A 12,949-nucleotide genomic window follows, 5' to 3' on the forward strand; every position below is an offset into this window, starting at 1 on the left:
TTATCGTCTTGTTCTGGCATAAATCCTAACGCGTGCCGCGATACACTTTAGGGCACTCTTCCGTCTGATCGGCTCAGACCGGCGCTCTCGACGCGCGTTGAATCGGCAAGTGTAGGCTGACCTTGAGGCCGGGGCCGGCGTCGCCGAGCGTCACGCGGCCACCATGCAGATGCGCCACCGCCGCCACCAGCGACAGACCGAGCCCGGATCCCTGCCGGCTGCGGGCGTCATCGAGGCGACCGAAGCGCGACAGCGCCTTTTGCCTGTCGGCCTCGGCAATGCCCGGGCCGTCGTCGGTCACGGTCAGACAGAGATCATCGCCCTCGATGGCGCCGGCCAGCGCGATCGAGGGCCCGTTTTCGCCCTCGGACCGGCCATACTTGATGGCGTTGTCGATCAGGTTGGACAGGGCCTGACTCAGGAGCGTGCGGTTGCCGCTCAGCGGCAGCGGCCTCGTCGTTTCGAGCGCGAGACGGCCACCGACGTCTTCCACCACCGGTTCGTAAAGCTCGACGATCTCGTCGAGAATGTCGGCTGCGTCGAGCGGCTCGAAACTGTCCCCCGAGGAGCCGGCCTCCATGCGGGCGATCTTCAGAAGGGCATCGAAGATGCGGATGAGGTTGTCCGCCTCTTCCATGGCCGACGTGATGGCCTCGCGATAGTCCTCAACCTCGCCGCCGCGCCGCAAGGTTTCCTCCAGGCGGCCGCGAAGGCGGTTGAGCGGCGTCTTGAGATCGTGGGCGATGTTGTCGGACACTTCCTGCAAGCCGGTCATCAAGGCCTCGATGCGGTCGAGCATCTCGTTGAGGCTCAGGGCGAGATTGTCGAACTCGTCGTTCGAGCCCTTGACGGCGAGGCGATGGGTGAGATCACCGGACATCAGCCGGCGCGACGTCTCGGCCATATTCTCGACGCGCTTGAGGACGGAGCGCCCGACGAAAAACCAGGAGACGAAGCCCGTCACCACGATGACGATGATGGCGTAGCGGGACGCCTCGAAGATCAGTGAGCGGAGCTGGCCGATCTCGCTGATGTCGCGGCCGACCAGTAGCTTGAACCCGCCGGGCAGGCCGAACACGCGCACGATCGCCTCGTAACGGCGGCTGGCATCGCCATCGAGGCGCTGGTAGGTGACCGACGTGGTGTCGCCGTCCGACAAGCCGAGGATGGACAGCGGCGGATCGGCGACATTGCCGACCACGGTGCGGCCGGAGGAGTCGGCGACGAGATAGAGGCTGGCGCCGGGGCGGCGGCTGCGCAGATCGACGGCGCTGACCAGTTGGCGAAGGCCGCCACGCTCGTACTGGTCGGACAGCGAGTTGATTTCGCTGTCGATGGTGTCGCTGATCTGCGAGTCGAGCAGTTCGGCCGTGTTGTTGGTGATATAGGCGGTCAGGAACAGCGTCAGGCCGGAAAAGACGACGAGATAGACCAGCGACAGCTTGAACGCAGTCGTTCGGATCAGCCGCCCGAGCGCGCCCATGTGGCCTCCCCGCCCCTCTCGGGGCCGGCCTCTCGGATCATGTAGCCGGCACCGCGCACGGTGTGCAGCAGCGGCTTGTCGAAGCCCTTGTCGATCTTGCCGCGCAAGCGAGACACATGAACGTCGATGACGTTGGTCTGCGGATCGAAATGATAATCCCAGACGTTTTCGAGCAGCATGGTGCGGGTGACCACCTGTCCGGCGTTGCGCATCAGATACTCGAGCAGGCGGAACTCGCGCGGCTGCAAGGGTATCTCCGTGTCGGCGCGCGTCACGGTATGCGACAGACGGTCGAGCACGAGGTCGCCGACGCGATAGGTCGTTTCCACTTCGGCCGGCCGGTTGCGACGGGCCAGCGCTTCGACGCGGGCCAGCAGCTCCGTGAAGGCATAGGGCTTGGTGAGGTAGTCGTCGCCGCCGGCCTTGAGGCCGCGAACGCGGTCGTCCACCTGGCCCAGCGCCGACAGGACGAGAACGGGCGTCTGATCGCCGCGCCGGCGCATGCCTTCGATGATGGAGAGACCGTCGCGCTTGGGCAGCATGCGATCGACGATCAGTACGTCGAAGCCGCCCTCTTCGGCCATGAAGGCACCGGCCTCGCCATCGGCCGCGTGTTCGGCGACATGCCCGACCTCGTCCAGTGCCTTGACGAGATAGGCCGCCGCTTCCCTGTCGTCCTCGATCACCAGAATGCGCATGTCACCTTGCCCCGCAAAGGTGGTCGTCGACAGACGTTTAGCGCCGGCACGAACCGGCGCAAGGAAAAAGAATACCGGCGGGCGCCGAGCCCGCCGGTACCGGTTGGAGATCAGACCTCACTTCCCCAGGGGGAGGGCGAGGAAGCGAACGCTGTCTCCGGATTTCACGCGCAGCAGGATGGCCTTCTTGCCGGCCTTCTCAGCGCCGGAAATCGCCTTCGACACATCTTTCGGGCCTTCGATGGTCTGGCCGCCGGCCTGAAGGATGATGTCACCCTGGCGCAGACCGCGCTCGGACCCCTTGCCGCTCGGATCGAGATCGGTGATGACGGCGCCGCTGTCGCCGGCACCCACGGCATCGGCGGGAGCGAGCGTCAATCCGTAGTCGTCGAGCGAGGTGTGCTCATCGGAGCCGCCACCGCTTTGCTGCGACGTCGCCACCTGCTCGTTCGGCAGCTCGCCGAGGTCGACCTTGACGGTCTCTTCCTTGCCGTCGCGCCACAGGGTGACGTCGACCACCGTCTTCGGCGGGAAAGCGGCGATCTTGCGGGCCAGATCCTTGGCGTCATCGACCGGCTGGCCGTTGACGGAGAGGATGGTGTCGCCCGCCTTGATGCCCGCCTTGCTGGCCGGCGAGTCGGTCTGCGGCTCTGTCACCAGCGCACCGCGCGCCTTGTCGAGGCCGATGGAGCTGGCGATCTCGTCGGTCACCGGCTGGATCTGCACGCCAAGCCAGCCGCGAACCACCTTGCCGTGGTCCATCAGCGAGGCGACCACCTGTTGCGCCGTCCGCGCCGGAATGGCGAACCCGATGCCGACCGAACCGCCCGACGGCGAGTAGATGGCGGTGTTGACGCCGATCACCTCGCCACCGGCGTTGAAGGCCGGACCGCCGGAATTGCCCTTGTTGATCGGCGCGTCGATCTGCAGGAAGTCGTCATAGGGACCAGCGCCGATGTCGCGGCCACGCGCCGAGATGATGCCGGCCGTCACCGTGCCGCCGAGGCCGAAGGGATTGCCCACGGCCACCACCCAGTCGCCGACGCGCGACTCGTTCGCCGCGAAGGAGACGTGCGGGAAGTCCTTGCCGTCGGTCACCTTGACCAGGGCCAGGTCGGTCTTGGGATCGGTACCGATCACCTTGGCGTCATGTTCGGTGCCGTTGTCGGTCACCACCTTCACGTCGGTGGCGTTCTCCACCACGTGATTGTTGGTGACGACGTAGCCGTCGGCCGAAATGAAGAAACCGGAGCCCTGGGCTAGGCCGTAGCGGTGCTGCGGACTGCGATCACGACCACCGGGCATGCCCGGCATGCCGAAGCGCTTGAAGAAGTCGTAGAACGGGCTGTCGGGCGTCAGGCCGGGCGGCAGACCGTCGTTGGCGCTGTCGCCCTGTCCGACAGTCTCGTCGGTCTTGACGCGGATGGAGACGACGGCCGGCTGCACGCGCTGAACCATGTCGGCGAAGGAAAACACCGCCGGGGTCTGGGGCTGCGACAGGTTCTGGGCCTGGGCCGTGTTGCCGAAGATGAGGGAGGTCTCGCCGGCGACGATGCCGCCGAGAGCCAGGGCGAAAACTGAGCCCAGCATAAGAGCCTTGACGCGGGATTTGGTCGGCTTGTCGGAAGTCCTGAGCATGGGAGAAACTCCAGGGGATGAACTCGGGAACCGGCTATCGATCCGGTTTGTATGGCGTCATATAGCGCCGCCGAGCCTAACCTGAAGATTGCGACCGCATTAAACTTTTGTAAGAATGACTGCCGAAAAGTCGCCTTATTTCAAAGCTTTGGCGACTCATCCCCTTCTTGCGACAGCGCTTTCAGCGCCGCCTCTTCCTCGGCGGAGAGGCTTTCGAGGCCCGCAATGGCGGATCGCCGCCGGAAGGCGAGAAACAGCCCCGCTCCGGCCATGAGCAGCAAGAGGGGTGGCAAACCCCACAAAAGAAGGCCAACGCCGTGGGCGCGCGGCCGGAGCAGCACGAACTCGCCGTAGCGGGCAACGAGAAAGTCGCGCACCGCATCGTCGCTGTCACCGGCGGCGATACGTTCCCGAACGATGATCCTCAGGTCCTTGGCAAGCTGGGCATCGGAGGCGTCGATCGACTGATTCTGGCAAACAAGGCAGCGCAGCTCCTCGGAGATCGCGCGGGCGCGCTGTTCGAGCGCCGGATCGGCCAACCGCTCGGACGGATCGGCGGCAACGGCCGGACCGACGAGCGCGACAAGAAGCGAAAGGATGGCAAGAAGGCGCATCGGAACTCCTCTGTCACTCGGCGGGGGCCACGGGAACTGCCCGTCGGGCCGGCTTCGGCGCACCGACGCGCAGACGCCGATCGGCCAGCGACAAGGCGCCACCTGCCATCATGACCAGCGCGCCGAGCCAGATCAGCGTCACCAGCGGCTTGTCCCACATGCGCACCACCACCGAGCCGGTCTCGCTGCCTTCGCTGCCGAGCGTCACGTAAAACTGCGACAGGCCGTGCGTGCGGATGCCGGCCTCCGTGGTCGGCATCTGCCGCGCCGTGTAGAACCGCCGCGACGGCTCGATGACGAAGCGCACGACCCCGCCCTCCCGGACCGTCATGGTGGCGACGAGCTCGGAGTAGTTCGGTCCGCCCGCGTTGCGCAGCCCATCGAAGGTGACGGAATAGGCGCCGACGGTGGCGGTGTCGCCCGGCTTCATCTCCACGATGGTCTCGCTCTGGAAGGCCGAGGTCGCCACGATGCCGAGCAGCGTCACGCCAAGGCCGGCATGGGCGAACGCCGTGCCGAAAGCCGAGCGCGGCAACCCGGCGAGGCGCCGGAGTCCGACCGAAAGCCCAGCCTCCAGAAAGCGGGCGCGCGTCCAAAGCTCGGCAAAGGCGCCGACCAGCACCCAGACGGCGACGCCGAGGCCGAACAGGGCGACGATGTGCGTTTCCCCCTTCATCCAGGCGGTGGCGATGGCGACCAGCGCGGCAATGGCGAACACCGCCCACAGGCGTTCCAGCGCGCCGAGCAGGTCGCCGCGCTTCCAGGCGAGCAGCGGCCCGAGCGGCACCACCAGCAGCGTTGCGCCGAACAGCGGCCCGAACACGGTATTGAAATACGGCGCGCCGACCGAAATGGCGCCGCCAAAGGCCGAGACGATCAGCGGAACCAGCGTGCCGAACAGCACGACGCCGGCCGCCACCGTCAGGAACACGTTGTTGAGGACGAGCGCCCCCTCGCGGCTGACCGGCGCGAACAGGCCGCCCTGCCGGAGCGTGCCGGCGCGAAAGGCGAACAGGCCGAGGCCACCGCCGATGAACAGGCAGAGGATGCCCAGGATGAACACGCCGCGCGTCGGGTCGGTGGCGAAGGCATGCACGGAGGTCAGCACGCCGGAGCGCACCAGGAAGGTACCGAGCAGCGACAGCGAGAAGGCCAGGATGGCGAGCAAGACGGTCCAGACCTTCAGCGCTTCGCGCTTCTCCATGACGGCGGCCGAATGCAACAGCGCCGTGCCGACCAGCCAGGGCATCAGCGATGCGTTCTCCACCGGGTCCCAGAACCAGAAGCCACCCCAGCCGAGTTCGTAGTAGGCCCAGTAGGACCCCATGGCGATGCCGGCGGTGAGGAAGATCCAGGCGGCGAGCACCCACGGCCGAACCCAGCGCGCCCAGGCGGCATCGATCCGCCCCTCGATCAGTGCCGCGATGGCAAAGGCGAAGGCGATGGAGAAGCCGACATAGCCGAGGTAGAGGAGCGGCGGATGGATGGCGAGGCCGATATCCTGCAGTACCGGATTTAGATCCCGGCCCTCCATCGGCGGCTCGGCAAGGCGCAGGAACGGGTTGGACGTCGTGAGGATGAAGGCAAGGAAGGCCGTGCTGACCCAGCCCTGGACGGCCAGCACGTTGGCCTTCAGCGTCTGCGGCAGGTTGCCGCCGAATGCCGCGACCGCCGCGCCGAACAGCGCCAGGATCAGCGCCCAGAGCAGCATGGAGCCCTCATGGTTGCCCCAGACGCCGGAGACCTTGTAGATCAGCGGCTTTTCCGAATGGGAGTTCTCGACCACGTTGAGAAGCGAAAAGTCGGAGACCAAATAGGCATAGGTGAGCGCCGAGAAGGCGATGACGACCAGCAGGAGCTGCATCATCGAGGCGCGCGGCGCCACCGCCATCAGCGCCGGGTCGCGGCGAAAGAAGCCGACAATCGGCAGGACCGATTGGGCGACGGCGACTGCCAAAGCCAGAAACAGTGCGAAATGGCCGAATTCGACGATCATGCCGCCCTCGCCTAAAGCAACTCCAGCATAAGTGGGCACCGGTTCTGCGCCCGGAGTTGCGTGAAAACAAACTGGATGGAGCATGTTGGCAAACCAGAGTTCGCCAACATGCCCTAGTTCTTCGCCGCCGGCGGCATCGGTCCGCCCGGCTGGCCTTCTTCCCAGACGCCCTGAGCCTTCAGCGCGTCCACCACTTCCTTCGGCATGTAGCGTTCATCATGTTTGGCCAGCACGGTATCGGCTTGGAACACGCCATCCTGGTCGAGCTTTCCCTCGGCGACGACGCCCTGCCCTTCCTTGAACAGATCCGGCAGCAATCCCCGATAGGTCACCGGCACGGCGTTCACCGTGTCCGTGACCTTGAACTCGACCTGTCCTCTGTCCTTGCGCACCACGCTGCCAACCTCGACGAGGCCGCCGATCCTGAGGCGGCGCCCCTCGGTGTTGGGCTGTTCAGTCAGTTCGGTCGGCGTCTTGTAGAGGGTGATCTCACCGGACAGGGCAAAGAGAACGAGGCCGACGGCGGCGGCGAGAACCGCGCCCACCGTGCCGATCAGGATGAGGCGCCGCGTCTTGCGCGTCATGACCATCGTCATTGTCCCTCCGGTTTGGCGATGCCGAGTTCGGCCGCCGCGGCATCGATCGCCGCCAGGGCCTCGGCGTTGCCGGCGAAGGCTTTCCGGGCATCGGCAAGCGCCGCGCCCGCCTTGTCGCTCCGGCCGAGCACCACATTGGAGCGCATCAGCCGGATCCAGCCGTCGCGATCGCCGGGGTCGGCGGCAAGCCGCGCGGCGAGGCCGTCGACCATGCCCTGGATCGCCTCGTTGTTCACGGCTGCTGCCGGCAGGGTCGGCGGTTCCGGCGTATCGGCCGGCTTCTTGAGCGCAGCGAGGATCTCGCCGCGTTTTCCGCGCGTCGTCGAGAGCCAAGGGGCATCGGCCGGGGAGCGGCGGATCAACTCGTCGACCTGTTGCAGTGCCTCGTCGAAGGCGCCCGCCTGACGAAGCCCCTCCGCGTAGTAGAAGCGCGCGCGTGCCCGCTCGGGATCGGCGGCAACGGCGCGCGCCAAGACCGACTGCGCATCGGGCGAGACGATGCCGTCATTGGTGTCGACAAGGCCGGTGCCGTAGTTCTCGAGCGTCGCCGCGTCCGCTTCGCCGGCCGCGACCAACTTGCCCCAAGCCTTCACCGCATCGTCCAGCCGGCCCAGACGAGCGTAGACCGGGGCAATGATGCGCCATCCCGAGAGGTCGTCGGGATTGGCGGCGAGATGCTTTTCGACACGTCCGACCAGATCGGCGACATTGCCGGCAGCGGGCGCCGCTGTCAGGCGCTCGGCGAGCGGCGCGTCGGGCATGTCCGGCTGACCGACGAAGAGATAGAGCGGCAGGGCGATGGCGGGGATGGCGACGACGGTGATCAGCGCCACGATCCTGTTGGCCGCGGGCCGGGGCATTCCCGCTTCCGCTGGCGCGTTGGCGGCCATCAGCAAGCGGCGTCCGATCTCGGCACGGGCGGCGTCCGCCTCCTCGCTGCCGATCAGGCCGCGGTCCCGATCACGGTCGAGCTCGCTCAACTGGTCGCGGTAGACGCGGGTTTCCTCGCCGCTGACTGACGAAAAGGCGCCCGCCGGGCGCGCCATGGGGGCGATGAGGACAAGAACGACCGCCGCCGTCAGCAAAGCCAGCAATATCCAGAAAACCATCCGTCGCTCTTTCCCGAACCCGCCGGCACAGGCCGTCGCCCCGATGCCCCAAGCCGAATAGGGCAATATCGGCGCTTTCTCAATCGACTTCTGGGCGAATTTGAGAAGGATTCTAGAAAAGGCGATCCGGCCTCACGCCGCAGGCCTCGACGACTTGAGCTGCTGCTCCCTGCTTCGGCGAAGATGCGAGGCATAGTCGTCGCCGTAGAGGAAGCCGGCAGCCTTGATCAGATAGTCGACCGCCGACAGTGCCGCCGCGCGCGCCTCGCCGTCGAGGCCCCGCAACTTGGTCGGCAGATCGAGGGCGTAGAGCTCGATCGCCTGATCGACCAACGGCGTCAGGCGGCCGATCAGGCCATTGACCGCCAGGATGTCGCGCGACTTGCCCGTCGCCGCGAACAGGGCGCACAGAAAGGCCGCTTCGGCGCCATCGGCCGGGCCAGGATAGGGAGCCTCCTGAACTCGGAAGGCGCGGCGCATGGCCGGAAGCAGCTTGTCGAACTCGACGAACAGCATGTCCGAGAAGCGCCGCTTGATGGCGACAAGGCGCGGCTGCCAGCCCCCGTCGTTGTCGATGTCCAGGCCGGTGGTGAGTTCGTTGAGGGTCGACCGGAACACGCCGATCTGGGCCATGGCATCGGCCGCGTTGCGGCCGCCGCGAAGAATGGTCTGAAAGCGCGAGGCGGACCGGTCGGCCGCGGCCAGCCCGAGATCGACAAAGGCCGTCGCCGCCGGCGTGGCTCGAACCCGACGAGCCGTTTCGCCGCGCGCCAGCAGCTTGGCAAAGGCGATCAGCGGCGTCACCGTTGCCTGGCGGCGAAACACGCCGGCGGCGACCCAGCCGGCCGTATTCGGATACTTGGCAAGATAGGTGGCGATCTGTTCGAGAAGCCCCATGTCGGCCGGCCCGGTGTCGAGCAAATGCACGATGGCGGCGCTCAGTGTCGGCAGGTCCTGGAGGCGATCGCGCACCGCGATCATGTCATCGATCTCGCGGCGAGCCACCTCGCCACCGATGCGCGACATGAAACGCTGTTGCAGTTTCGGTTCGTCGGCGATCGCCGCGATATGCTTTGCCAGGATGTCGAACAGCCGACCTTCCAGCTTGACGGCCTCTTCCCGGCGGGCAGCATCGTTGGGCAGCGAGGGCGCGGTCTCGGGATCGCTCCAAGCGGCAATCTCGGCGCACTGGAGCTCGTTGGCCGCATAGGACCAGACGTGGGACAGCGTGGCGGCGGTGACGAACCCGTGCGCCGGAAACACTAGCCTTTCCTCGATCACGTAAGGCTCGAAGGCGGCAAACACCAGCCGGCGCATGTCCGCCGGCGGGCCGGCCATGGCCTGCCGGGCCGCGTCGCGGCTCTCGGCGATGGCGCGGGCCGCTTCCAGAATGAGGCGACGGCGAGCTTCGAGCTCGGTGGGAGCCGCCCTGTCGCTCTCCATCCGGCGAACCAGCATGCCGCGCGCCCGCGGCGTCAGTCCGCGCAGGAAAGCTTCGGCCTTGTCGGTCACCACCGCGCGTCCGTCCATGACGATTCCCGTAACTGCTTCTTTACCAAACGATCCTGCCGCAAGATGGTTGATGACTGGTAACGAAGAGGCTGCGGGAACGCACAATGCGAAAAGGCCGACTCTTGCGAGCCGGCCCATCAATCACATGACCCGGGAAGTCAGGCCTGGCTTAGCCAACCACCTGCCAGCTGCCGTCCGGATTGCGGCAGGCGGTACCGCGGGCAACCTGAGGCTGACCGTCGATGTAAACGGTGTTGGTGTAGGGCCGGCAGGTGCGGTTGTTGACAACGGCGACCGGGCCGGGTGAGACCGTGCCGTAGACGCCGGTCTGCGGGTTCTGCCACTGCTGCTGATAGCCGCTATCCAGCGCGCTGACGCTGGCGGCATAGTTGTAGCGCTGGGAGTCGGCATCGAGGCTGGCGCCGATCTGGTTGCCGAGGAAGCCGCCGACAAGCGCGCCGGCCGCGATCGCCGCCACCTTGCCGCTGCCCTGGCCGAAGGCCGAACCGAGGGCCGCACCACCGACGGCGCCGGCCAGCGTGCCGAGCGTCTGGTTCTGGTTGGGGCCCGTCGCGCAGCCTGCCAGCATGGAGGCCGCCAGGCCGACGATCACAAGTTTCTTCAACAACATCTCACCGGGTCTCCGAGAATGGAACCAATTGTTTGGGCGATTCGCCCTTGTTGCTCATAATGGCCTGAAACCATGGCCGAATTTTGGTTACAACTTAATCTTGTCGTAAACGGCCTCCCTCTTCAGATTACTGCTCCCACCATCTGACGTCCTGTCAACGAAATTCAGCTCAGCGGAATGCGAAAGGTCACCGCCAACCCGCCGAGCACGGCCCGGTCCAGGACCAGCGATCCGCCATAGGTTTCCGCGATCTCGGCCGCGATGGCGAGGCCGAAGCCAGATCCGGGCTGCGTCTCGTCGAGGCGCTTGCCACGGCCGAGCACCTCGGCATAGGCGGATGGCGGAAGACCAGGGCCGTCGTCCTCGACGCGGATCTTCACCATCGGCCGGTCGCGGTCGGTTCTGTCGACCGACAGCAGGACGCGCACCTGCTCGCGGCCATACTTGCAGGCATTGTCCATCAGGTTTCCGACCAGTTCTTCCAGATCGCGCCGCTCGATGCGGGCCTTGGGATGGCCGGCGCCCTCGTCTTCCAGATGCAGGCTGCGGTCCGGGTAGGCCCGGCTCAGAACGCGGCTCAGCCCTTCCAAGGAGTGGCGGACATCGGCAACAGCGCCGATCACCTTGCGGTCGGCGGCCAGCCGGGCTCGGTCGAGGTAGCGGTCGACCTCGTCCCGCATGACCGTCACCTGCTCGACCACCTTGTCGGCCAGCGGGCCGCCCTCGGCGCGCGCTTCGTTCAGGATCACCGCGAGCGGCGTCTTCAGCGCATGGGCAAGGTTGCCGACCTGGGTCCGCGAGCGCTCGACGATGGCGCTGTTGGTCTCGATCAGGGCGTTGAGCTCCTTGCCGAGAGCGGCGATCTCGCGCGGCAGACGACCTTCGAGGCGGTTGGCGCGCCCCTCTCTGATGTCGGCAAGGCGGCGGCTCATGGCCGCAAGCGGCCGCAGGCCGAAACTCACCTGCAGGCCGGCGGCGGCCACGAGGCCGAGGGCGAAGGCCGCCAGCGTGGCGAACACCTGGAAGCGGAAGGTCGAGATCTCGTCCGCAAGCTCGGCGACGTTGCCGGTGACGTGAAGATCGTACATGCGCCCGTTGCTGAGAAAGATGCGTTGCGCCGCATGGCGCAGGGCAATGCCGGCCGGATCGCGGGCATCGTTGGTGACCACCGCGCCATTGTTGGGCGGCGGCGGCAGCGACAGCACCTCGCCGAACAACGACTGGCTAGTGGCCACGGTCGACTGCGACTTGGCATCCACCACCACCCAATACCAGCCGGACTGGTAGCGGCCGAACCGCGGATCGCCCATGGTGCCAGGGTCGGGCACGGCGCCGTCGGGTGCCGACGCGACCACGCCGGCCAGCGTCTTTTCGTAGACGATGATCCGTTCGTCAAAGGAGCGGATGAGGCTGGCGCGGTAGAGTTCGGTCAGGAGCCAGCCGAAAGCCGCCAAAGCGATGGTCGCCCAGAGCGCCGACGCCAGGACCAGGCGCAGGGCCAGCGAGCTCTTCAACCATTCGCCCAGTTTTCTGAGGCGCGCGTTCATTTTCCGGACGCGATGCGATAGCCGAGGCCGCGCACCGTCTCGATCAGATCGATGCCCATCTTCTTGCGCAGCCGCCCGACGAACACTTCGATGGTGTTGGAGTCGCGGTCGAAGTCCTGGTCGTAAAGATGCTCGACCAGTTCGGTCCGCGAGATCACCTTGTCCATGTGCAGCATGAGATACTGGATGAGACGGAACTCGTGCGACGTCAGCTTGATGGGATTGCCGTCGACGGTCAGGCGGCCGGCCTTCACGTCGAGCCTCACGCGCCCGACTTCCACCTCGTTGGAGGCACGGCCGGCGGCACGGCGCGTCAGCGCCCTGAGGCGAGCCAACACCTCCTCCATATGGAAAGGCTTGGCGACGTAGTCGTCGGCCCCGGCGTCGATGCCGGCCACCTTGTCGCTCCAGCGATCGCGCGCGGTCAGCAACAACACCGGCACCAGCCGGCCATCCCGCCGCCAGGCTTCCAGCACGCTGAGACCATCCATCTTAGGCAGGCCGATATCGAGGATCACCGCGTCATAGGGCTCGGTATCGCCGAGGAAGTGCCCTTCCTCGCCATCGAAGGCAGCGTCCACGGCATAACCGGCATCGCGGCATGCGGTCACAAGCTGCCGGTTCAGGTCACGGTCGTCCTCGACCACAAGAATCCGCATGCTCTGGTTCCCGATTCAACGAAGCCTCTGACCGGACGTCGCGTCGACCATGACGTTGTCCACCCGCCCCCCTTCGCGCATGACGACGAGCCGATAGACCAGCAACCCGCCCCCCTCGCAGAGTTGCGCGTCGACGATCTCTCCGCCGACCACGCGCGCTATGACGCTCAGCCTCTGAACCGCGCCCTTGCCGACGACGGCCTGCGCCTCGGCGGGCGTCAAACAACGCGCCTCGGCGGCTTGTCCCATGACGATCGGCAGCGCCAGGAAACACGCCACGACGAGTGGGAATCGCTTGCGATTGGTGTTCATGAGCAGGACATTAGCCACCCGAGCCTGAATGGTCCATGAACACCGATGGCGCTCGCCGTTCATGCGCGGGCCGGCGAAATCCGAGTCGCCCACCGGCAGGCTCTCCCTCCCGTTTCACCCTCTGCGCCCCCCATCCGCTCAAAGGATCGGCGTC

At 66.4% G+C, this 12,949-nt stretch carries 12 protein-coding genes; all 12 read right to left on the reverse strand.

What is annotated here, in order from left to right; translation table 11 throughout:
• Positions 1-73 precede the first annotated feature (73 nt).
• Entirely contained in the window at positions 74-1,483 is a 1,410-nt protein-coding gene (locus QQZ18_RS09175; RefSeq protein WP_284540305.1) for a HAMP domain-containing sensor histidine kinase, read from the reverse strand.
• Positions 1,462-2,181 carry a response regulator transcription factor gene (locus tag QQZ18_RS09180; RefSeq protein WP_079402970.1) on the reverse strand — a complete coding sequence of 240 codons (720 nt, stop codon included), beginning with the start codon at positions 2,179-2,181 and terminating at the stop codon, positions 1,462-1,464. The genes QQZ18_RS09175 and QQZ18_RS09180 overlap by 22 nt, the downstream gene beginning before the upstream one ends.
• A 117-nt stretch (positions 2,182-2,298) precedes the next feature.
• Positions 2,299-3,819, reverse strand: a complete 1,521-nt coding sequence (locus QQZ18_RS09185; RefSeq protein ID WP_284540308.1) for a Do family serine endopeptidase — start codon at positions 3,817-3,819, stop codon at positions 2,299-2,301.
• Between the two features lie 140 nt (positions 3,820-3,959).
• Positions 3,960-4,433, reverse strand: coding sequence for a cytochrome c-type biogenesis protein (locus QQZ18_RS09190; RefSeq protein WP_284540311.1), 474 nt, complete (start codon positions 4,431-4,433; stop codon positions 3,960-3,962).
• Positions 4,434-4,446: 13 nt separating this feature from the next.
• On the reverse strand, positions 4,447-6,429 hold the full coding sequence (locus QQZ18_RS09195; protein WP_284540313.1) for a heme lyase CcmF/NrfE family subunit: 1,983 nt from the start codon (positions 6,427-6,429) through the stop codon (positions 4,447-4,449).
• 113 nt (positions 6,430-6,542) lie between these two features.
• The gene (gene ccmE / locus QQZ18_RS09200) at positions 6,543-7,013 is read right to left on the reverse strand and encodes a cytochrome c maturation protein CcmE (RefSeq protein WP_284541018.1); all 471 of its coding nucleotides are present in this window, start codon (positions 7,011-7,013) and stop codon (positions 6,543-6,545) included.
• Between the two features lie 8 nt (positions 7,014-7,021).
• Entirely contained in the window at positions 7,022-8,134 is a 1,113-nt protein-coding gene (gene ccmI / locus QQZ18_RS09205; RefSeq protein ID WP_284540316.1) for a c-type cytochrome biogenesis protein CcmI, read from the reverse strand.
• Positions 8,135-8,266: 132 nt separating this feature from the next.
• The gene (locus tag QQZ18_RS09210; RefSeq protein WP_284540318.1) at positions 8,267-9,664 is read right to left on the reverse strand and encodes a hypothetical protein; all 1,398 of its coding nucleotides are present in this window, start codon (positions 9,662-9,664) and stop codon (positions 8,267-8,269) included.
• A gap of 151 nt (positions 9,665-9,815) precedes the next feature.
• Positions 9,816-10,277, reverse strand: coding sequence for an RT0821/Lpp0805 family surface protein (locus tag QQZ18_RS09215; protein WP_284540319.1), 462 nt, complete (start codon positions 10,275-10,277; stop codon positions 9,816-9,818).
• 164 nt (positions 10,278-10,441) lie between these two features.
• A complete protein-coding gene (locus tag QQZ18_RS09220) occupies positions 10,442-11,824 on the reverse strand; it encodes a sensor histidine kinase (protein WP_284540321.1) in 1,383 nt (460 codons plus the stop codon).
• Positions 11,821-12,483 (reverse strand): response regulator transcription factor, encoded by a 663-nt coding sequence (locus tag QQZ18_RS09225; RefSeq protein ID WP_079402956.1) that lies wholly within the window; start codon positions 12,481-12,483, stop codon positions 11,821-11,823. Before QQZ18_RS09225 ends, QQZ18_RS09220 begins: the two co-directional genes overlap by 4 nt.
• Before the next feature lie 15 nt (positions 12,484-12,498).
• Positions 12,499-12,888 (reverse strand): PepSY domain-containing protein, encoded by a 390-nt coding sequence (locus tag QQZ18_RS09230; RefSeq protein WP_284540324.1) that lies wholly within the window; start codon positions 12,886-12,888, stop codon positions 12,499-12,501.
• Positions 12,889-12,949 lie beyond the last annotated feature (61 nt).

It is taken from the genome of Pleomorphomonas sp. T1.2MG-36 (assembly GCF_950100655.1).
Taxonomy (GTDB): Bacteria; Pseudomonadota; Alphaproteobacteria; order Rhizobiales; family Pleomorphomonadaceae; genus Pleomorphomonas.

What these genes read in the sequence shown, in the direction of transcription:
- QQZ18_RS09220 (WP_284540321.1), bottom strand. Translation starts at nt 11,824, where the DNA reads ATGAACGCGCGCCTCAGAAAACTGGGCGAATGGTTGAAGAGCTCGCTG.
- QQZ18_RS09175 (WP_284540305.1), bottom strand. Translation starts at nt 1,483, where the DNA reads ATGGGCGCGCTCGGGCGGCTGATCCGAACGACTGCGTTCAAGCTGTCG.
- QQZ18_RS09190 (WP_284540311.1), bottom strand. Translation starts at nt 4,433, where the DNA reads ATGCGCCTTCTTGCCATCCTTTCGCTTCTTGTCGCGCTCGTCGGTCCG.
- QQZ18_RS09180 (WP_079402970.1), bottom strand. Translation starts at nt 2,181, where the DNA reads ATGCGCATTCTGGTGATCGAGGACGACAGGGAAGCGGCGGCCTATCTC.
- QQZ18_RS09215 (WP_284540319.1), bottom strand. Translation starts at nt 10,277, where the DNA reads ATGTTGTTGAAGAAACTTGTGATCGTCGGCCTGGCGGCCTCCATGCTG.
- ccmE (WP_284541018.1), bottom strand. Translation starts at nt 7,013, where the DNA reads ATGACGCGCAAGACGCGGCGCCTCATCCTGATCGGCACGGTGGGCGCG.
- ccmI (WP_284540316.1), bottom strand. Translation starts at nt 8,134, where the DNA reads ATGGTTTTCTGGATATTGCTGGCTTTGCTGACGGCGGCGGTCGTTCTT.
- QQZ18_RS09225 (WP_079402956.1), bottom strand. Translation starts at nt 12,483, where the DNA reads ATGCGGATTCTTGTGGTCGAGGACGACCGTGACCTGAACCGGCAGCTT.
- QQZ18_RS09210 (WP_284540318.1), bottom strand. Translation starts at nt 9,664, where the DNA reads ATGGACGGACGCGCGGTGGTGACCGACAAGGCCGAAGCTTTCCTGCGC.
- QQZ18_RS09195 (WP_284540313.1), bottom strand. Translation starts at nt 6,429, where the DNA reads ATGATCGTCGAATTCGGCCATTTCGCACTGTTTCTGGCTTTGGCAGTC.
- QQZ18_RS09185 (WP_284540308.1), bottom strand. Translation starts at nt 3,819, where the DNA reads ATGCTCAGGACTTCCGACAAGCCGACCAAATCCCGCGTCAAGGCTCTT.